Annotated in this window: 18 protein-coding genes; 11 read left to right on the top strand and 7 right to left on the bottom strand. The window is 44.4% G+C overall.

All coding sequences use genetic code 11. The annotated features are described in order from the left end of the window. Positions 1 to 17 precede the first annotated feature (17 nt). Entirely contained in the window at positions 18 to 539 is a 522-nt protein-coding gene (locus AB4133_RS06475) for a DUF2058 domain-containing protein (protein ID WP_010441213.1), read from the bottom strand. Between the two features lie 401 nt (positions 540 to 940). On the opposite strand from AB4133_RS06475, the gene AB4133_RS06470 reads away from it, so the two are divergent. Together AB4133_RS06470 and AB4133_RS06465 are read left to right on the top strand one after the other, a co-directional pair. Beyond that, complete coding sequence (locus tag AB4133_RS06470) at positions 941 to 2275, top strand: sphingomyelin phosphodiesterase (protein WP_372224094.1); 1335 nt, start codon at positions 941 to 943, stop codon at positions 2273 to 2275. A 39-nt stretch (positions 2276 to 2314) separates the two neighbouring features. Next, positions 2315 to 3265 (top strand): chromosome partitioning protein ParA, encoded by a 951-nt coding sequence (locus tag AB4133_RS06465; protein WP_372224158.1) that lies wholly within the window; start codon positions 2315 to 2317, stop codon positions 3263 to 3265. A 4-nt stretch (positions 3266 to 3269) separates the two neighbouring features. On the opposite strand, the gene AB4133_RS06460 is transcribed toward AB4133_RS06465, so the two are convergent. Continuing rightward, the gene (locus AB4133_RS06460) at positions 3270 to 4304 is read right to left on the bottom strand and encodes an AraC family transcriptional regulator (protein WP_102427805.1); all 1035 of its coding nucleotides are present in this window, start codon (positions 4302 to 4304) and stop codon (positions 3270 to 3272) included. A gap of 169 nt (positions 4305 to 4473) precedes the next feature. Here AB4133_RS06460 and AB4133_RS06455 point away from each other — a divergent pair, with 169 nt between their 5' ends. Together AB4133_RS06455 and AB4133_RS06450 are read left to right on the top strand one after the other, a co-directional pair. After that, positions 4474 to 5487, top strand: coding sequence for a DUF2804 domain-containing protein (locus AB4133_RS06455; protein WP_372224093.1), 1014 nt, complete (start codon positions 4474 to 4476; stop codon positions 5485 to 5487). Positions 5488 to 5574: 87 nt separating this feature from the next. Further along, complete coding sequence (locus AB4133_RS06450) at positions 5575 to 6423, top strand: sterol desaturase family protein (RefSeq protein ID WP_372224092.1); 849 nt, start codon at positions 5575 to 5577, stop codon at positions 6421 to 6423. Between the two features lie 15 nt (positions 6424 to 6438). On the opposite strand, the gene AB4133_RS06445 is transcribed toward AB4133_RS06450, so the two are convergent. From AB4133_RS06445 to AB4133_RS06430, 4 genes are read right to left on the bottom strand one after another with little or no spacing between them, the layout of a single operon-like run. After that, a complete protein-coding gene (locus tag AB4133_RS06445; RefSeq protein ID WP_372224091.1) occupies positions 6439 to 8877 on the bottom strand; it encodes a carboxypeptidase-like regulatory domain-containing protein in 2439 nt (812 codons plus the stop codon). Between the two features lie 47 nt (positions 8878 to 8924). Next, positions 8925 to 9635, bottom strand: a complete 711-nt coding sequence (locus tag AB4133_RS06440; protein WP_372224090.1) for a molecular chaperone — start codon at positions 9633 to 9635, stop codon at positions 8925 to 8927. Beyond that, entirely contained in the window at positions 9632 to 10069 is a 438-nt protein-coding gene (locus AB4133_RS06435) for a DUF4402 domain-containing protein (RefSeq protein WP_372224089.1), read from the bottom strand. The genes AB4133_RS06440 and AB4133_RS06435 overlap by 4 nt, the downstream gene beginning before the upstream one ends. Positions 10070 to 10121: 52 nt before the next feature. Further along, a complete protein-coding gene (locus AB4133_RS06430) occupies positions 10122 to 10556 on the bottom strand; it encodes a DUF4402 domain-containing protein (protein ID WP_004734871.1) in 435 nt (144 codons plus the stop codon). 1036 nt (positions 10557 to 11592) lie between these two features. Between AB4133_RS06430 and sbcB the strand changes: the two genes are divergently transcribed. The 5 genes from sbcB to purT all read left to right on the top strand — a co-directional run bounded on the left by sbcB (position 11593) and on the right by purT (position 16682). Beyond that, positions 11593 to 13017, top strand: coding sequence for an exodeoxyribonuclease I (gene sbcB / locus AB4133_RS06425; RefSeq protein WP_017080644.1), 1425 nt, complete (start codon positions 11593 to 11595; stop codon positions 13015 to 13017). A 25-nt stretch (positions 13018 to 13042) separates the two neighbouring features. After that, positions 13043 to 13414: a CidA/LrgA family protein gene (locus tag AB4133_RS06420; RefSeq protein WP_004734867.1), complete on the top strand. Its 372-nt coding sequence runs from the start codon at positions 13043 to 13045 to the stop codon at positions 13412 to 13414. Positions 13415 to 13416: 2 nt separating this feature from the next. Next, a complete protein-coding gene (locus AB4133_RS06415) occupies positions 13417 to 14094 on the top strand; it encodes an LrgB family protein (protein ID WP_004734865.1) in 678 nt (225 codons plus the stop codon). A gap of 357 nt (positions 14095 to 14451) precedes the next feature. Continuing rightward, positions 14452 to 15339: a cytidine deaminase gene (gene cdd, locus AB4133_RS06410; RefSeq protein WP_004734864.1), complete on the top strand. Its 888-nt coding sequence runs from the start codon at positions 14452 to 14454 to the stop codon at positions 15337 to 15339. Positions 15340 to 15506: 167 nt separating this feature from the next. Beyond that, positions 15507 to 16682 carry a formate-dependent phosphoribosylglycinamide formyltransferase gene (gene purT / locus AB4133_RS06405; RefSeq protein WP_004734863.1) on the top strand — a complete coding sequence of 392 codons (1176 nt, stop codon included), beginning with the start codon at positions 15507 to 15509 and terminating at the stop codon, positions 16680 to 16682. 113 nt (positions 16683 to 16795) lie between these two features. On the opposite strand, the gene AB4133_RS06400 is transcribed toward purT, so the two are convergent. Next, positions 16796 to 17449: a thiopurine S-methyltransferase gene (locus tag AB4133_RS06400; RefSeq protein WP_372224088.1), complete on the bottom strand. Its 654-nt coding sequence runs from the start codon at positions 17447 to 17449 to the stop codon at positions 16796 to 16798. A 324-nt stretch (positions 17450 to 17773) separates the two neighbouring features. On the opposite strand from AB4133_RS06400, the gene AB4133_RS06395 reads away from it, so the two are divergent. After that, positions 17774 to 18550, top strand: coding sequence for a RelA/SpoT domain-containing protein (locus AB4133_RS06395; RefSeq protein WP_017059130.1), 777 nt, complete (start codon positions 17774 to 17776; stop codon positions 18548 to 18550). Positions 18551 to 18743: 193 nt separating this feature from the next. After that, positions 18744 to 19739, top strand: coding sequence for an ABC transporter substrate-binding protein (locus AB4133_RS06390; protein WP_372224087.1), 996 nt, complete (start codon positions 18744 to 18746; stop codon positions 19737 to 19739). The last annotated feature ends 110 nt before the right edge of the window (positions 19740 to 19849 follow it).

Here is a 19849-nt window from a genome sequence, read left to right as displayed (position 1 = left end):
GAGCTAGGTAAAACGGATTACCACATTAGATCATCTGGGATCACGAAGTCTTTGTACGGGTCATCTTCGTCTACTTCGTCTGTGCTACCTGCCTGCGTATCAACGATAGATTCTTCGTCGCGCATAGCAATCTTGTTCGCTACTGCTGTTGGAATAACAACATAGCTCTCACCTTGACGAGCAATACTTAGAATGCCTTTACTTAGTTGCTTTTGAGTCAGCTCTTCTACGTAAAGATATTTAACTAGCGTACCGTCGGTGAAGTTGTATTTGATCTCACCGTTCTTCTGTTCGATCTTGTTCATCTCAATCAGTTGCTTCACTTGAGCTTTAATTTCTTTGCTCAACTGTTGTTCTTTCAACTGTTGGTTTAGCTCTTTGTCTTTCGCTTGCTGCGCCAGTTTAGTTTCTTCAGCTGCCGCTTTTGCTTCACGAGACTGAACGCGAGACTTTTTAGAGCCTTTCTTCGCCTTCTTTAATTTTTTCTCATTTACCAAGCCAGCTTTAAGCATCTGCTCTTGGAGTGTTAACTTTGCCATGACTTTCCCAGTTCAGGATTAAAAACGGCACTATCATACCTGTTTTTGAGGTTTCTGTTTACTGAACAATGGCAAAATTTATACTGATAGAGCAAGGCGGTTAGCGTTTTCCCTTATCGTGATTCACAGCATCCATTTCTGGTTATTTACCGACCTATGATTTCCACGAAAACAACCAGTAGTGACTTACCCTCAAACCCAAATCGTTCCTCTATTTTTTAGCGTGCGCGCGTATCACTTATCATTCAGGCAAAGCAATATGTTAATTTTCAATGAGTAATCTAATTTATAAAACCATGGCATATATCTAATATTTGGATAATTCCCATAGAGTTATAACTCCAATGTCACAACTCTTTACTACGTTATTCTTTAAACCAATCAGTAAGGATAACGTGAAAATGAAAACTCAATGGACTTACCTGAGTGCAATACTTGCATCAGCTTCATTCATTTCAACCTCGGCGATCGCAGACACCGACGTGTATCTCACCAATAACACCAATCAAGTGATGACCATTCAAGCCAACCACACTGGGACAGATCTGCTTCAACTCGGTGATGAGTGGCAACAGTATGTTGAACAGGTTGGCCCTTGGGAGACGAAGAAGCTGATCAGTTTTAACCGCTGGACTGGTGTAAAATCTGGGAAGACCTATGAGTTTGACACTGTGGTATCGAACGCTGTGGGCGAGAGTGTCACGCTCAACCAAACCATGAAGGGTCATTGGTATAACTCGACACTGCAACATGGTTTAAGCGCCGCAGACGTCAACTTAACGTTGCATGACGACCGCAATATTCATCGCAGCACGACCGATGCATTCGGGGTCAATGCAGAACTAGCACTTAAAGCCGATTCTACGGCGCGCTACGATGATATTTATTACACCATCACCCCGCCAAAAGTGGATGAGCAGCCAGAGCCGGATGCCAATACACTCAAAGTCATGACTTATAACATCTGGGCTCTACCGGCTATCGCTTCGCACATCGGTGATCGTTACGACCTTATTCCTCAATACCTTAAGGGCTACGACGTGTTAGCGCTTCAAGAAGTGTTTGCCAACGGACGAGATGAGTTCCTACGTGAAATTGCGAAAGAGTATCCTTATCAAACCAAAATGCTCGATAAAGATGGGATTAACATCTATGACGGCGGTGTGATCATTGTGAGCCGCTACCCTATTGTCAACGAAGCGCAATACGTGTTCCCTGATTGTACAGGCACAGATTGTTTCGCTGATAAAGGCGTGAATTACGCTGAAGTCATCAAAAACGGTCAGGCTTACCACGTGTTTGGCACTCACACCGCATCATTCGATACGGACACCGCTCGTGACTACCGACAACGTCAATTCAAGCAGATGCGTGCACTGGCTCAGTCTCTGAATATCCCTACATCAGAAACTGTGGTTTACAGCGGTGACTTCAACGTGAACAAGCTGAAGTTCCCAGGCGACTACCAACAAATGTTCGCTAACCTGCAAGCCGATGAACCGGAGTATTCAGGTTATACCGCTTCAACCTTTGATCCTCGTATCAACAACTTTGCAGGCGACCCTATGTCTGGCGGGGAAAATGTCGAATACTTGGATTACGTAGTGGTGAGTTCGGAGTACGCACAAAAAACTCACAACAATAACCGCGTTGATGTTCCTCGCTCAACCAGCAGTGAATTATGGAAGCACTACAACCTTTCAGACCACTTCCCTGTTAGCGCCGTGATCAAGTAACTCGGTGAACCAATAATGCGTCGAGTTATATTAATCCTAATGCTCGTCGCGGTGACGAGCATTGTTGGCTATTCGTGGTCATCAAAATCCACTGAAACACCGCTATCTTCTGCTCAACACACTGAAGCTAATCCGCGTGTTTCTATGACAACTGATGACGATAATTCCACCCCTACTGCAACCGCCAGTTCGGAAAACTCCGCATCGCACAGCAATCAATCCCAAGCTGGAGCACTGGACGGTAAAATTCTTGCTGAAAACTTGAGCGAACTTGAAGGTAAAGCTCTATTCGATGAACTCAATGGGTTCTGGACGCTTTGCCAACAACGTGATGACTGCACTGAGCAACTCGCACGATTGAAATCAGAGTTGCCGAGTATATGGTTTGAGTTACTGAGCGACTATCCGCAGCTATCAGTCGACTGGCAATTAGCCCAAAGTACCATCCCACTTGAATCCATAGAGACTCTTGAAGATCGTGTTGCCTTATTCAAGCAGTCTGCACAGCAAATATGGGGCGAGTTGGCCCACCAGCTATTCGCAGACCAGTTTACTCATCTGGATTTTACGCTCGACGCAAACACCCTTAAAGAAAACGAAGCGAGCCAGTTTTTGGCCAACTATCAAGATTTGCTTAGTGAATGGCAAAACAATACGGACACGTTAAACGCCGAAACACAGCTTCAAAAATATGAATTGGCAGTCTCTTTGATACCCAGCAGTTATAGCCCTGCTGAGATAGTATCAGTCAAAGCCGACCTTCAAGAGGCCTACTTAGATAAAACGCAGACCAGCAACATTGCCGCAAGAGAACAACAAGTCGCGCAACAGCAGCAAACCGTGATGAGTTATCACGAGCAACTGGATCAGCTCAACGCGACCTTAGACTCTCAGCGCTCATCAAGTTATGCCACTTGGACTCAACACGATTGGGACAGTTACTATCAACAGCAAGTCACCGATTTCAGAGAACAGTTTTTTAGCAAGTAACGCTTTAACTTAAACCGTCACGAAACTGCGCGGGCGTTTTATTAAGCCAACCTTTAAACGCCCTTCTGAAATTTGCGGGGTCGCTATAACCGAGCCTTTCACCGATATCATCGATACTCATGGTTGTGCCGAGTAACAGCTCTTTGGCCAGTTCCACTCGAACTTCGGTAAGCAATATTTGATAACTGGAATCATGGGTCACTAGCTCTCGCCTGAGTGTACGAGAGCTACAACCAAACTCATCCGCGAGTTGTTCAATATTCGGGAAACTGCCTGCGGTTTGATAAAAGATCGTTTTGATTTGGTTAGTCAGCAGATGCTCAGAGTCCAGCGTTTCCACTATCGACTGGCAAGACGCAAGATAGCGCTTCAGTGTTGCGGCATCATGAGTCAATAAGGTTTGTGATAAAACCGAGGCATCAAAACGCAGTTCACAATGGTTTTGTTCAAAAATCACCGGGCACTGGAAACGCTCGTCATAAAGCTTGGTGTAATTAGGGCGAGCATAAGGCAAAGCCAAAGTATGAATATCCAACTCATGACCAGTCAGTTCTTTGAACAAAGAGACGATTGAACTCAAGAAATACTCACTGCAGAAAGGTAGGAGATCGCCCACTTCCAAGGTGTTCTCAATCTGAATCACTGCTTGCTCGGAATCTAGAAATAATTTAACCGAGAAAATAGGACCATTCAGGCGCAGATATTTAAAGCCCGACTTGATGGCCTCCCCGACATTTTGACTGGTCGATAGCGCATAACCCAACACACCAAAGTGGCTCAAGCTAGCGTGTTCCCCCAGCCAAAGCCCTAAGCCATCGTGAGGAAAGCTCTGATTCGCCGCGCTAAATAACGCAAGCTTGTCAGCGTAAGTCAGCTTTCCATTCGGGTCTCGCCAATCCATGTTCGGCAAACCCACATCATTGAGTAGCCTTTCAATATCGATACCTCGTTGCTCTAACGTATTCAACAGCAGCGCGATATCTAATGTACCCAACTGATGCCGATGTCCGGTCGGCTTATACTCCGCAATAATCTCCAATCGTCTCTCCTTATATCGAGCCCATTCCCATAAACATGACTACTCAGCTTCAACAACACTACTAACAAAATCGTGATTGGTAACGCGCTCTTGTCCGAATATGACCTCCCAATTCTACGCTACTCATCGCACAATGGCTTTAGTTGTTAAATTAATGTGAACCATCGCAATGATAAAAACGAACCCAGCCCCACACAGTTTGATTGATTCTAATGGTCAGCCGATCATTGGACATTTCGATGGCATCCCCAAACACCTGAACATCGAGAGCTTTGACTACCGAAACTCGATGGATGCAAAAGCAAATCTTTGGCAGAAGCACTTCCACTACAAACAATTTCAATTTGTCAGCATCGTCACCAACACGCACATTATTGGTGTCGCTATCGCGGATATTCGCTACTTAGGCTCAGCATTTTGTTATGTCTACGACATAGAAAACAACCATCTGCAAGAGTCATCTTGGTTGAGGCCGTTTGGTTTTGATAAGCAAGTCACCGCTTCGCCATTTGAAGGAAAGACAATCATTGCAGACCAAAGCATCACCTTTGAGATTGAAGGCGGACAATGGCGAGTTCGCTTGAATACCAAACTCATCAAGGCCGATATCGCTTTAGAGCCTAAAACCGACAGCTTACCCATGGCGATGTGCAGCCCAACGGGTTATTCAGGTTGGACTTACACTCAAAAGCACAATGCTTTGCGCATCAGCGGTGAAATCCAAATCAAAGGAGAATCACTCGTTCTCGAACAAGCTCGTGCTGGTTATGACTTTTCAGCGGGTTACATGAGACGTGAAACCAGTTGGCGCTGGGCAAGTATCAACACGCAATCCCATGGCACAGATATTGGCTTAAACCTCGCGGCGGGCGTGAATGAAACCGGAGGCTGCGAAAACGTGTTATGGGTCAATGGAACCAGACACTTGCTTAACCCGGTACAGTTTACGTTCAGTCGCCAAGACACGAACTTGCCTTGGCAGATAACATCACAAGATGGACGTATAAACCTGACCTTTACGCCCTTAAATAACCGCAACGAAAAGCTCAATTTATGGCTGTTAAAGAGTAACTTTCGTCAGTTCATTGGTCATTTTTCTGGCTCGATTGAAGACAACAATGGAGTGACACATCAACTCGATGGTGTTCTTGGCCTAACAGAAGATCACTTTGCTCGCTGGTAGCGAAATTCTGCTGATTGAATCTCTGGCGAGCAAGTCTAAGTAAACTTGATACTAAGAACGCGTATGGCGTCTCAACAAGGATAAAACATGAATATCGACGCATTAATCAATCACCCAGAATGGCTACTGCTGGTATTAGCGCCCTTATTCGTGGTGTGCATGTTGGCTGAGTATTTTATCGGTCAGAAGCAAGGTCGATTGCCAGATAATTCCAGCTATAAACTTTCAGAAGTGATGTGTAACTTCACGCTTGCAGGAATGCATCAACTCTCCGATTTGATCACCGGGTTATTGGTCGTGCAGTTGTATCTCTTGATGTTTGGTTGGCGTTTAATGGACATTGAAATGGGCGTGCTGAGTTTCATTGTGTTGATGGTGTTGCAAGACTTTTGCTATTACTGGTTCCATAGAGCAAGCCATCGTGTTCGCTGGATGTGGGCCGCGCACGTCGCGCACCACAGTTCAGAACAGATGAACTTCAGTACGGCTTTCCGTCAAAGCTTAATGTACCCACTTGCTGGGATCTGGTTGTTTTGGGTACCGTTAGTCATCATAGGTTTTGACCCTAAATGGGTCATCTTTGTGGTGCTTCTGAATCTAGGTTTGCAGTTCTTTGTCCATACACAATGGATACGAAGCTTAGGACCACTTGAATACATCTTTAACACCCCATCACACCACCGTGTGCATCACGGCAAAAACCCGCAATACATCGATAAGAACTACGCCGGTGTTTTGATCATTTGGGATAAGTTGTTTGGTACGTTCGAACCTGAAGTTGAAACTGTACGTTACGGCGTCACCAAGCCGGTAAACAGTTTTAACCCGATAGTGGTCACCTTTCAAGAATGGAAGGCCATATTCAAAGATTTGAAGAACCGAGAGCTAACCATGAAACAAAAAGTGCGATTGATACTGTCGCCTCCTTCAGACTAATCAAAACGATCGGATTTAGTACACCTTATGAAAATCAATGAGGTTGAATGTGAGGTCGCTTACCCAGAAATCGCCGTCCAAGTCGGCACCTTGCACGTATCGCTTGTCGCCCATTTCTAAAGTCACAATGTATTTGCCCGCGATGAGCCCCTCTACCATGTAAAAGCCATCGCTCTCAATCTCGCTCGAATACTCGGTGCCTTTCTGGATATGTTTAAAGTGCAGATAAGCACTGTTTTCTAGATCGCCTTCCACCGTGCCATCGACGCCAAATGACACTACCATTTCGATGTGAGCATGAGTTAGCCCGACTTGCTTAGTATTTACAAACACAGGGTTTTGAATCGGCGTGAGGTTAAGGTCGAGTGCCCCTTCATCGATATAGATAGGTAGATTATCTCGAGCCGGAACACTTGAGAATTCAAATCGGCCTTTTGCATCACTGACCGCTCGTTGGTCCAAGATTTGTAGGCTTACGCCAGGTATGGGTTGTTTGTGGTGATCGTAGACAACGCCCGTCAGCTTAGAATGGTTGTAACGATTCCACTCAACAAACTCACCAATACTTTCATCAAAGTAAGTTTTAGCACCGAATTCTGTCGTCATCTCGACACCGTATCGGTCTTCGGTTCCTTCTAGCTTAAAGAGTAAATAAGGGTTCACTCGAGCTTCTAAAGAGGCGGAAAACGAAACTTCCTGTTTCTGATAGCGAGCCGATACGTTCGTCGTGAGCTCTTGAAAAACCTCCAACGGATCTAACAGGCACTCTTTGCACGCATTTCTCAGAGACAGCTCCGTTCGTTCATGATGACCAGAGCCATCAACAGTTCCAGAAATATTCCACGACGTATCCGAAAAACCGCTTTTAGCCAAGCCAATCGTATGGAGGTAATCGTCTTGATGAGAAGCTTTGATGTATCGATAGTCACCGGCGTATGAGACAAACAGATTACGAGCCACTTTCGAGTTCAACTTGGGTTCAACGCTCAACTCATCTTCATCATCCCTTACCGTCAAAAAGGCCGTTAGATTGGCAAGCGACAGGTTGTATTTGAAAACATCGTACTCCATCGACTCTAAGTCCAATTCATCGGTTTTATTGAGCTCTATCGATGCCGACTGATCACCATTGATCAAAATATCAAACTCCATTGGAAACCGATTGAACTCCGGCAACCAACCGATATGACCCGCGAACCAATGCGCCGGTAAGTATCGTCCTTGAACACCAATCAAGTCTTTACCATTTTGCCTCATAAAGGCACCACCCACGGTGAAGTAATCGGCAAGCCCATATTCAAGTGACACAGCGCCCGCTCGGTCTGCACCTTCATTGCCTACCACTTGCACGCCCCACTCATTACTTGGCAGAAATGCATCTTCTAAACCGGCGACGGTGATCTCTTCTTCCTGCCAGACACCTTTCGATAAGTAGTAGCGAAACTTGATGGTGTCACCGGGGGAGATGTTGTCTTCTTCAAAAACGAAGCGTCCAAACTCATCAGAGCGATAAGTGGTTTGATAGATGCCATTAACCAAAACATCGATGCTGATGTTAGGTTGAGTGGTTCGTTCGAGTTGAAGGTTGCCGAACTCTGTCTGTCGCTTTCGATTGGTGTAATAGAGCCCGTCTTCAAGGGTTTGATTCACGGTAAAGACGCTGCCATCTAATAACACATGGCCGACTTCCAAAGAGCCTTCACCGTCATGAGCTTCAACCGCAATGTTGTAATAAACAATCGGGGTATCTTCTCGCGAGTCAATCGACAAGCGAGACAAGGAGTGTTCAGTGCTTAATATGGTGTCTGAGATTGCGTAAACATCACCGCCAGTTTCACTGTCGTGATAAACAGAAGCCGCTAACCGAGTCGCCAAACCCACTGCAGCAACAGGTTCGAAAGCTGGCGTGTTTTCAGCTCGCTTGAGATCCTCGGCCTTCTTACGTGACTCATTTTTCATCTTAGAAATGGCCGCTTCCAACTCAGTCAATGAACTAAATTCTGGAGAAACGGTGAGTCGATAATCATCGATATCCCAACGCACTTTTGCCGGGATACAAGCTTGTAAGCTGTACCAGTGGACGTAAGTTTCTGAGTCGATGACTTGATATTTGATCGACTGGATATTGTTGTCATCGCGATAACAAATGGCTTGTTCGGTATCTAAAATGTACGGAGGAGATTCTCTTCCCACATCTTGAGGCAAATACAGTTCGCAATATCCGCTTTCATCACACTGACCATTCATTTCGAGCAGATAAAAAGCGGCATTGGATATCGAAATGAAGGGTTCTTCGTAGTCATCCATCATGACACGATAAAAGCTATCCCCCACTTTCCCGACTCGAACTTCAACATGGGCTGGATAGAGTTCACTCGCCTCACTTTCTGCTTTAGATTGCGAATACGCACCAAAAGGAAACAGTGAAGCGAGCAAAAAAAGTCGCCAAACCATGCAATTGAACACTGGCTTTTACAGAGTCAGCGACAATGAAACGAGCACTACAGAACACATTCGTACAGAGGCTGTTCGTTCTGAACCAGTGAGATCTTTGAGCCTTTTGGGAAAGGCTTGGTTAATTCAGCATTACGAAGTAGCACCACTTTTTCGCTATGCTCGTCTACATTCAATTTCGCAGTAAACTGAAAGTTTCCATCGTTTCGAATCTTGATGCTTTGGTTGTCACACGCAAACTTAACATCTTGCACTTGCTCACCTTTCTGAACATAAACGGGTACATAACTGTTGATGTGAAAGTTCAGTTGAAAGGCTGAACCATCACTGTTGGTTTTACTTGAAGACAACGCAATGTCTGATAGCTCTGCAGCTTTTGCTATTGGGGAAAACCACAAGTAAGCACGATATTCACCATCAGCCATGGCAGCAGGTAAAGCATTCATACGTAAGCGAACCGTGCGTCTTTGATTGGGTTTAAGTTCACGAATTATTGGTGGTGACACTTTAATCCAACTCGCGATATCTTCTGATTGCGAGATATTAGCGTCAGTTCGAACTAAGCCACTCGCCTTTACCGGGCGATAAATCGGTTTTATCTCCAAGCGAATCGGTTGATCTGAATTGTTTTCGACGACGATTTTCTCAGTCACCGAAGTGTCGGCATCCAGCACAAAACGAGTCGGTGCGATGAGTAACTGAGCATAGGCTTGTGTTGTGAAGATTAAGCCGAGAACACATGAGATAAACAACTTCATTTATAATTAACCTCAAAAGGGATTGTACTGGTGTAAAGGCCTGCTGGGTGGTTAGCGCCGATTTTCACTCTGGCACCAATACACAATAATTTGCTTCTTCCATTCCCTTTGATTTTGGCTCTACCACGCTTTGATAAGCCACAACCAAAATAGAACTTTCTAATACGCAGGCGTTTGGATTTGCGAGAATGGTTTAGATATTGCTTGGAAGGGAGAGAAACCACGATTTTTTTACCAGGCTCACCTTCAACATAAAAACGAACCACATAAACCTGACTATTGGATGGGTTTGAATCCGCATTCTGGCCCGACCCAGAGATATACATGCCCGGAAATTTCACTTCCATATTCTCAGGAATAATTTCTAGCGCATGAAAAGGGCTGGAGTAAATCATCAGACCAATATAAATCGCGTATTTGAATAGAACACTCATAGTAAAAGCGGCTGCTTTATAGCAGCCACAATATTACACTGGTTTCATTTAATTACTGGTAAGTAACATCTACTGCAACGTTAGCAGTATATGTACCAGCAACTAATGTCGCACTTGAAGTACGTGCAGTACCACCAATATTAAGAGCCGCAGTACCACCGGTAAGAGTAATAGCGTTATTAAAGTCGAATTCAGCTGCAATCGTATTTACGCCGTTAACCAAGTTAGTATCAGAAATACTTACTGTTACTGCATCACCAGATTCTCCAGAAAGAGTAAATGCCGCAGCTCCAGCATCACCTTGAGCGATAACAACGTCCGTTGTGTTGTCTGAAGTGATGATACCGAAGTCAAGATCACTTGTTTTTGTCATTGTAATTGCTTGTTTTACTTCTAGTGTTGCATCAAAAGTGTCACTCACAGCGAAAACGTTCGCAGAAGAGATAGAAAGTGCAGATACAGCAACAACCTTAAAGACTTTGTTCATTTCTTTAATCCTTTATATAAAATCGGCTTTATTATTAGGGTTACCTAATAGTCAATCAAAGTTAACAATTAAGTAACAACAATCCTATTTAGAAAATATATATATTGACACTTATTTATAAAGAAATGAGGCGCAGTGAGAATAAGATCACGCAAATTGATATAAATAACACTAACAATAATAATGGTATTGGATCATTTTTACCAATTATATATAAAACTGGTTTTACACTTAATTCCTTTATTTTTGTACGTAATTACTTCTATAAAAAGACCTTAATTAAAGTAACCCTAAAATAAAGAACAAGAATAAAGGACAAGAATAAACCCTTATTATATTCAGGTTAATTACTATATAGATCACCGTATTGCAATTCAGTCTCAGAAGTGAAACATACTGACAATTAAAATAAATTGTAATAAAAATGAAATATTAGAGTGTTCTTCATATCCAATTCAAACACGGATTATAGAAAGTATTAAAAATGAGACAGACATAACGCTCCAGACAAATTAACCCCGACAATCATAAATACCGAAAAATTAATTAAATCTAAGGGGATTGTATTGCGAAAAACACCTTAATTGGACAGAGCCTAGACAGGCAAGTGAAGCAGTTTAAACATCTGCGCTGCGGTCAGACATAAGCACAGCGGATTAGCCTCAGGTACAGGTACAGGTACAGGTACAGCAGATTAACCACCAGTCAAAAAACAACGAGATGCTTCTAATCACACAGCTTTAGAGTAAAAGACAAACAAACTCATTCGCGGTAAACCTGAAACCCGACTCATCGCCTTACAACAGCTAAGGTGACAAGATAGGTTAAAAAAGAGGTACACAGGCAGAATTGTGACCATAGAAAAGCCACAATTGGATTCAAAACCTTCCCCACCGACTCGATTGAATAGTAAAGCACCGTTTTCCGGCAATTTATTTGTGATCTGGGTTGCACGCGTACCGCATACTATCAGATACTGAACAAAACTAACCTTCAGCCACAGTAAACGTTCCGCGCTTGCTGTTCAGGAAATTCAATGAGTTCAGATAATCAGCCAACCTACTTCTTTTTCGATTACGAAACATGGGGCGTTAGCCCAGCAAAAGACCGTCCGAGTCAGTTTGCGGGTGTTCGTACCGACCAAGATTTCAATGTTATTGGAGAGCCTCTGGTTATCTATTGCCAACCTCCCGCTGATTACCTCCCTGCGCCTGAAGCTGCACTGATCACCCGTATCACACCACAAAAAGCGGCTTCACAAGGTCTCCCTGAGCCAGAGTTTATCGCTAAGATCCATGCTGAGTTAGCGAAACCTAACACCACAAGCCTTGGCTACAACAGTATTCGATTTGATGATGAAGTAACGCGTTACACCTGTTACCGAAACTTCATCGACCCATATGCGTGGAGCTGGCAGAATGGCAACTCTCGTTGGGATTTATTAGATGTAATGCGCGCTGTTCACGCACTGCGTCCTGAAGGCATTGTTTGGCCAGAGAACGAAGAAGGTTACCCAAGCTTCAAACTGGAACACCTATCTGTGGCAAACGGCATTGAACACGAGAACGCGCACGATGCGATGGCCGATGTTATTGCGACCATCGAGTTAGCGAAGAAGCTGAAAGCTGCGCAACCTAAGATGTTCGATTACCTTTACAACATGCGTCATAAGCGTAAGCTGAATGATCTGGTTGATATCGTAAACATGACACCATTGATGCACGTTTCGGGCATGTTTGGCCGTGACTGCAACTACACAAGTTGGATTGTGCCTATGGCTTGGCACCCAACCAATCAAAATGCGGTTATCGTGGTTGATTTAGCCAAAGATCCAAGCCCACTGTTAGAACTGGACGCTGATGAACTCAGAGACAGACTCTACACCAAACGCAGTGAACTGGGTGAAGACGAGCTACCAGTACCCATCAAATTGGTTCAACTGAACAAGTGCCCTATTCTTGCTCCAGCCAAAACGCTGACGGCTGAAAATGCCGAAACCATCGGTATTGATCGCCAACAATGCTTGAAGAACTTGGCACTGCTGCGCGAACACCCAGAGATCCGCGAAAAACTGATCGGCCTGTACTCACAAGAGCGAGAGTACGAAAAGAGTGATGATGTTGATACACACCTTTATGACGGTTTCTTCTCACCTGCTGATAAAACAGCGATGAACATCATTCGCGAAACTGACCCAAATAACTTGGCAGCTTTAGATATCACCTTCGGTGATGAACGTATTAAACCGTTACTGTTCCGTTACCGTGCGCGTAACTTCCCATGGACGCTCGACGAAGCTGAGCAATTGAAATGGGCGAACCATTGTCGTGAGTTTTATGAAAGCCGTTTAGAAGAGTACATGCTAAACCTTGAAAACCTCGCGCATGAACATGAAAGCGACGAGAAGAAAATGGCTATCTTGAAGGCGGTTTATCAATACGTAGAAAAGTTAGCTAGCTAATTCCATTATCAAGAGACGTAACACTTTGAAAGAAAGATTGATCCAACTGGTTTACTGCTTAATCTCCTTCACCTTAATCATAGGTGCACTTACAGCAGGTAACGCGTTACAGCACTTTTTGGATACCTCAATCCCTGGCAGTATTTTTGGCATGTTGATTCTGTTTGCCGCCATGGTGATTGGTATTGTTCCTTCGCACTGGGTACAACCCGGCGCAAGCTTGATTATCCGCCTAATGATCTTACTGTTTGTTCCGATCAGTGTTGGGTTGATGGATCACTTCGACATGCTCATCGCGAACGCATTGCCAATTATGGCGAGCGCCGTTGGTGGCACGTTGCTGGTGTTGGTGTCCTTATCATGGTTTTTAGACCGCTTGCTTTCGAGAGGTAACTGATCATGTGGATTCTACTCACCATCGTGGTATTCCTGTTTGCTCGCTGGGTAAGTCAAAAAGTAAACTCACCGCTGTGTAATCCCCTGCTGATCAGCATTGGTATCATCATTCCGATACTCACGTTCTTCAAAGTACCGTTTGAGACTTACTATGCCGACAACACCTGGATTACCTACATGCTTCAGCCTGCGGTTGTTGCACTTGCTTACCCGCTTTATGAACAGCTACCTCAAATCAGAGCCAACTGGCGCATTATTACCTTTGCTTGCACGCTAGGCAGTGTGATGTCGATGACAACGACAGCATTAATCGCAGTGGCTTTTAAAGCGGACTTAACTTTGATTGCGAGTTTATTAGGTAAGTCAGTCACCACACCAATTGCGATGGAAGTATCGAGCCATTTAGGTGGTGAAGCAGCAATTGCGGCAATACTGGTATTGATTGTTGGTCTGTTTGGGGCAATTTTTGCTTACCCAATCTACAATCTCATTGGTATTAAGAGCCCTATCGCGCGTGGTTTAACCATGGGTACTGTGTCTCACGCTTTAGGCACGGCAACCTGTGCTGAAAAGAATCAGGAAGATGCTGCATTCAGTTCGTTGGCATTGGTTCTTTGTGGGGTTATCACCTCAATCATTGCACCGAGTATATTTTCGCTCGTGGTTTGGTTCTATTCTTAACCACTTTGATTACAGTTTATACGCGCTCTAATAGATGAGTTGGTAAATAGCTAAACTCACTGGTTCGCGACTTTTAGGCGTTACAGATATCAATAAGCCCAAGCATAACCTGATTATTTCAGTGATAGCTTGGGCTTTTTTCTCGCAATTACTCGGCAATAGCAGTCAAATCACGCCCTGTTTAGGCCAATAAGTGGGATATCAATGGTAGTTTTTACTCTTGCAATCGATTTCATCTGTGACCTCACTCTAATTATGCAAACCAATGTAACAACAACAACACAGTGGTGATCAAGGTCACAGAAAATTCCTGAGCATTGCATAGAATTAAAGCCTAAGGTCAATTAAGGATTCAACATGAACAGTCGTATTACCCTGGCGCTGGAAAGTGCTCCAACAGCAATCAAAGCACTTTTGAGTGACATCGTATTAGCAGACAACTTTGACGCGACATTGTCTCCAGAACAATTTGCTAGCCTACTGCAAGCAAGTGGTTTAGCGGATGACGAGCTACGTATTGCGCTACTTCCTTTTGCCGCAGCCTATTCTTACGCTCCGTTATCTGACTTTTATGTTGGTGCAATCGTGCGTGGTTTGTCTGGCACTCTGTATTTTGGTGCAAACCTTGAAATTGCTGGTGCTCAACTTGGCCAAACAGTACACGCTGAGCAATCTGCAATCAGCCACGCTTGGATGAAAGGCGAGCAAGGTATCTCTGATATCACAATCAATTTCAGCCCTTGTGGTCACTGTCGTCAATTCATGAACGAACTGACCACAGCAAAAGAACTTAAAGTTCAGCTTCCACAACGTGATGAAATGTCTCTGCAAGAGTACCTACCAGACTCATTCGGCCCTGCTGACTTAGGTGTGACGACTGGCCTAATGACTAAGCTTGATCATAAGCACACGACTGAAGAAACAACGCCTATTGTTGTAGAAGCGCTAGCAGCACTAAACCGCAGCCATGCTCCTTACACCAAAAACCTAAGTGGTGTTTCACTGCAATTGACGTCGGGTGAGATTTTCACCGGTGCTTACGCTGAAAACGCAGCGTTCAACCCGAGCTTACCTCCTCTACAAGTGGCGTTGATTCAACTTAAACTGGCTGGCTTCGATTTTGAACAGATTGAAAGTGCAGCGTTGGTTGAAATTGCCGAAGGTAGCATCAGTCACCTAGCGGATACGCAATCTACATTAGAAGCGATTAATCCCGACATTCCAGTGACTTACTTAGCAATCTAAGTACATCTAATTAACAAAATTTTAAATAAGCAGCCCTATTTAACGGGGCTGCTTTTTTTATACCTGTAATTAACGCAACAACTTGCGCAAACGTTTGCTTTTATCATTGAAATAAGTATGATCACCCCGTTTTCAATCAATCGCTCAAAAGATCGGAAGGAATTTCTATGTTTGGTACTGCTACTCGTGAAAATGCTACTCGTGTACTTCTATTAGGTTCAGGTGAACTCGGCAAAGAAGTTGCTATCGAGTGCCAACGTTTAGGCTTGGAAGTTATTGCATGTGACCGTTACGCAGACGCACCCGCAATGCAAGTTGCACATCGTAGTCATGTATTAGACATGTTAGACGGCGATGCACTGCAAGCAGTCATTGAACTTGAAAAACCAGATTATGTGGTTCCTGAAATTGAAGCTATTGCCACCAGCAAGTTGGTAGAGCTAGAAGCGCAAGGCTTAAATGTCGTTCCAACTGCGAATGCGACCAAGCTAACGATGAACCGCGAAGGTATCCGTCGTCTAGCGGCAGAAGAGCTAAAGCTGAGCACTTCTCCTTACCGCTTTGCAGACACCTTTGAAGACTTTGCTGCCGCTGTTGAATTCGTGGGCATGCCTTGCGTTGTTAAGCCAGTAATGAGCTCTTCAGGTAAAGGCCAAAGCGTTATCAAAACGGAGGAAGACATTCAAAAGTCTTGGGACTACGCACAAGAAGGCGGTCGTACTGGCGCGGGTCGTGTAATCGTTGAAGGCTTCATCGACTTCGATTACGAAATTACGCTACTTACCGTTCGCGCAGTCGACGGTGTTCACTTCTGTGCGCCTATCGGTCACCGCCAAGAAGACGGTGATTACCGCGAATCATGGCAGCCACAAGTGATGTCAGACAACGCACTTAAAGCCGCGCAATACACGGCTGAACAAGTGGTTAATGCACTAGGTGGCCACGGTATCTTTGGCGTCGAGCTGTTTGTTAAAGGCGATCACGTTATCTTCAACGAAGTATCCCCTCGCCCACACGATACAGGCCTAGTAACATTGATGTCTCAAGACTCATCGGAATTCGCACTGCACGTACGAGCCTTTACGGGTATGCCGATCAAATCCATCACGCAATACGGCCCTTGTGCATCAGCGGTTATTCTAGGCCAAGGCACTTCAACTAACATTCGTTTTGAAGGTCTTACAGAGGCGCTAGACGCACCACAAACACAAGTTCGCCTGTTTGGTAAGCCTGATATCGATGGTCGCCGTCGTTTAGGTGTGGCGCTTACTCGTCGTAACAGCACTGAAACAGCGATTGAAGATGCCATTGAGAGCGCGTCAAAAGTAAAAGTGATTTACTAACCTGCTATTCAATTCTGAACAATCACGAGTTCAAATCTGAACCATAAAAAGACGGGCTATCGAGCCCGTCTTTTTGTTGGTGTTATCTGTTCGCTTAACTAAGCAGACTGAACTTAAGCGTCTGACTCAATCAAATACACTTCTTCAAAGAAGCGAGACAAGCCTTTCTTAGCAATCTTCGGATGTTCATCGTTCGCTATATCTTGATTCAACAATGTAATTTTGTATCCTGCAAACAATTGAGCAATCTCTAACTTAGGTACGCTAAACGGAGGCCCCGCCATCTCGCTTTGATCATAATCCAGAGTCACCAGAAGGATCTTACCGCCCGGTTTCAGCAGTTGTTTCAAACGCTCGACATACTGCACTCTCATCTCTTCAGGCAATGCGACTAAAGACGCGCGATCATAAATGGTATCGACAGGTTGGATTGGCGCTGAAAAGTAATCGCCCGTGTAGATGTTCAGTTCATCGAATTGGTAGAGCTCGTGCTGACCGCTAATTTGAGTCACAGTCGGGGTATAAAGGTGCTCTGCAAAAAATGCGCGAACCGCAATCTGGCTTAACTCGACACCTTGAACATCTTCATGCTTTGAAGCTAGCCAAATCAGATCTTCACTTTTGCCACAAAGTGGAACAAACACACTCTTCTCGCAGCTAGGCTCAGTCTTTTCCCAAAATTTAATCAGAAGTGGGTTTACATCTTCGAGGTGGAAACCAATTTGGTTGGCTGCCCATTTATTGTGCCAAAATTCAGGATTATTCATCTTTCGTTCATGTTAAACAGTCATAATGCAAGGGTACAGTATAGAGAGGTAAGAGCAACCTTAGCTTGGTTTAAAGTACTAAATTGATTTCGATAAAATCAGAAACTGGCTAAGTTCAAAGTTCTGATAATTGCGGAACTAACGGTTGGGTTATTTGGCTATATCTTCACATTTTAAAGCAATATTAAACGTTAGAATTGGTTTCTGTCTTAGCTAGCCTCATTTAATATGTAGTGAAATTAGTTAAGCTGTTTTTACTCTTGTGCGTTACTGGTTACCCCTTTTGACTACCCGTTTTTTGTAACCTTGTATTTTGGAGTTTGAATGAGTGTATTTCTCCGTACGACGGCCCTAATGCTTTTGGTATTGAGCCGAGCGCCTGCATTCGCAGCAGCACCTGTTTCAACAAGTTCAACAGATCAAACGCGCACTCCTGCGCAAAACCAAGTATCTTCAAACGTATTCCGTCATAGTTTGAGCGGCCTTTACGGCATCAAGGCCTTCGACTCACGCCCGACTCAGCCTTACACCGACTTCGATATTTTGTACAGCAAAGCGCATCAAGGCCAAGCTGAACTAGAAACTATCTGTAAAAGTACTGCCCTACTCACCAATTCTGAAGCGCTATTTGCTGGCGTTAAATCTCAAGCTCGCGCAGAAGAAAAAATCGCCCTTGAGCTTGATGGTGATGTGACAAAAATTACCGACTTAGCCCGTGCAACTATCATCGCGAACGATGTAGAGAGCTTGGTTGAAGTTTACGAAGCGCTAAGCCGTGAAGCAGACGTTGTTAAGCTGAAAAATAAGTTTAAATCGCCGGCTGACTCTGGTTACCGTGACCTTAACTTGTTGGTTCGTTTGCCTAAAACCAACATCATTGCAGAGGTTCAACTTCACTTAAAAGCGATTGCTGATGTGAAAAGTGGTCCTGAGCACGAACTGTACGAAATTATCCAAGGTATTGAGCGTCACGCAATTGCAGAACATCGCCCAATCAACGATATCGAAGCGGCACAAATCAATAGCCTACGACGCCAATCTTTAGAGCTTTACCAACAAGCATGGCAACCGTACATTACAACGCACATTAAAGCGGCTTAACACATAGATAGGCTATTCCAATAAACATCACAAGGGCTGCACTCGCAGCCCTTTTTAGTACTTGTTGAGTAGCCTCTCCACTTCCTATCCCAAATAATCAGATCGTTTAAATTTAGATCTCAGTCTCTTTTCTCCGTCGAACATTTCTGTTTCTATAGCGAATAAGCTTCTGACAAGAAAAGGAATTACGTCAATGCCGAATAACAAATCCATGCTTTCCATCGCGCTACTTGCTGCGTTTTCTGTACACGCTAGTGCTGACGAATGCGGAAAGATCACCATTGCAGACATGAACTGGAACTCGGCGAGCCTTATTGCTCATGTCGACCAATTCATTTTGAATAACGGCTACGGCTGTGAAGCGGACTTAATCCCCGGTGATAGCGTCCCTACGGGCACGTCAATGATTGAAAAAGGTCAACCTGATGTTGCGCCAGAGCTTTGGACTAATGGCATCAAAGAAGCGTTGGATAAGGGTGTTGCGGATAAGCGTCTACGTTACGCGGGCAAGTCTTTGGTCAACGGCGGTGAAGAAGGTTTCTGGGTACCAAACTACCTTGTTGAACAGTACCCAGAGCTTACAACCATTGAAGGTGTGATTAAAAACGCAAAGCTGTTTGAACACCCAGAAGATGATGAGAAGTTTGCGTTTTATAGCTGCCCTGCGGGTTGGACTTGTCAGATTACCTCCGGTCACCTGTTCGATGCGCTTAAGTTAGAAGATCACAATTTTGAAATGGTTGATCCCGGCTCAGGCGCCGCTTTAGCAGGTACGATAGCGAAAGCTTACGAACGCAAAAAAGCATGGTTTGGATATTACTGGTCGCCTACGCCTGTGCTAGGTAAGTATGAAATGGTGAAGGTTGATTTCGGAAGTGGTACTGACATTGAGGAATTCCGTAACTGTACGACACAACCTGATTGTGAATCTCCTAAAGTGACCATGTATCCACCAGCACCGGTTCACACAATCACCACAGAAGCCTTTGCTAATAACGAACCTCTTGCCTACCAATACTTTGAAAAGCGTGGTTTTACCAATAAACAAATGAGTGAGTTGCTGGCCTGGATGGAAGACAACCAAGCCGACGCCGAAGAAGCCATGTATTACTTTCTAGAAAGCTCACCACAGGTATGGAAGCCTTGGGTGTCTGAAGACATCGCAAGTAAGGTTCAACAAGCCCTTTAGAGTGAAGATTCAAAGTCAGAGGCCTAGCCTCTGTTTTCGCATCTAAAGCAAGTTCTTACCGGACAGTAAATAGATGGAGTTTGAGAAAGGTTACTAAAAATTAAAGAAAT

It is taken from the genome of Vibrio sp. 10N.286.52.F8, assembly GCF_041468745.1.
Classification (GTDB): domain Bacteria; phylum Pseudomonadota; class Gammaproteobacteria; order Enterobacterales; family Vibrionaceae; genus Vibrio; species Vibrio crassostreae_C.
The sequence above is the reverse complement of the archived record's forward strand: the minus strand, read 5'-3'. Positions and strand labels throughout refer to the sequence as shown.

What these genes read in the sequence shown, in the direction of transcription:
- cdd (WP_004734864.1), top strand. Translation starts at nt 14,452, where the DNA reads ATGAACAGTCGTATTACCCTGGCGCTGGAAAGTGCTCCAACAGCAATC.
- AB4133_RS06465 (WP_372224158.1), top strand. Translation starts at nt 2,315, where the DNA reads ATGCTCGTCGCGGTGACGAGCATTGTTGGCTATTCGTGGTCATCAAAA.
- AB4133_RS06390 (WP_372224087.1), top strand. Translation starts at nt 18,744, where the DNA reads ATGCCGAATAACAAATCCATGCTTTCCATCGCGCTACTTGCTGCGTTT.
- AB4133_RS06395 (WP_017059130.1), top strand. Translation starts at nt 17,774, where the DNA reads ATGAGTGTATTTCTCCGTACGACGGCCCTAATGCTTTTGGTATTGAGC.
- AB4133_RS06470 (WP_372224094.1), top strand. Translation starts at nt 941, where the DNA reads ATGAAAACTCAATGGACTTACCTGAGTGCAATACTTGCATCAGCTTCA.
- purT (WP_004734863.1), top strand. Translation starts at nt 15,507, where the DNA reads ATGTTTGGTACTGCTACTCGTGAAAATGCTACTCGTGTACTTCTATTA.
- sbcB (WP_017080644.1), top strand. Translation starts at nt 11,593, where the DNA reads ATGAGTTCAGATAATCAGCCAACCTACTTCTTTTTCGATTACGAAACA.
- AB4133_RS06455 (WP_372224093.1), top strand. Translation starts at nt 4,474, where the DNA reads ATGATAAAAACGAACCCAGCCCCACACAGTTTGATTGATTCTAATGGT.
- AB4133_RS06450 (WP_372224092.1), top strand. Translation starts at nt 5,575, where the DNA reads ATGAATATCGACGCATTAATCAATCACCCAGAATGGCTACTGCTGGTA.
- AB4133_RS06435 (WP_372224089.1), bottom strand. Translation starts at nt 10,069, where the DNA reads ATGAGTGTTCTATTCAAATACGCGATTTATATTGGTCTGATGATTTAC.
- AB4133_RS06430 (WP_004734871.1), bottom strand. Translation starts at nt 10,556, where the DNA reads ATGAACAAAGTCTTTAAGGTTGTTGCTGTATCTGCACTTTCTATCTCT.
- AB4133_RS06475 (WP_010441213.1), bottom strand. Translation starts at nt 539, where the DNA reads ATGGCAAAGTTAACACTCCAAGAGCAGATGCTTAAAGCTGGCTTGGTA.
- AB4133_RS06440 (WP_372224090.1), bottom strand. Translation starts at nt 9,635, where the DNA reads ATGAAGTTGTTTATCTCATGTGTTCTCGGCTTAATCTTCACAACACAA.
- AB4133_RS06415 (WP_004734865.1), top strand. Translation starts at nt 13,417, where the DNA reads ATGTGGATTCTACTCACCATCGTGGTATTCCTGTTTGCTCGCTGGGTA.
- AB4133_RS06400 (WP_372224088.1), bottom strand. Translation starts at nt 17,449, where the DNA reads ATGAATAATCCTGAATTTTGGCACAATAAATGGGCAGCCAACCAAATT.
- AB4133_RS06445 (WP_372224091.1), bottom strand. Translation starts at nt 8,877, where the DNA reads ATGGTTTGGCGACTTTTTTTGCTCGCTTCACTGTTTCCTTTTGGTGCG.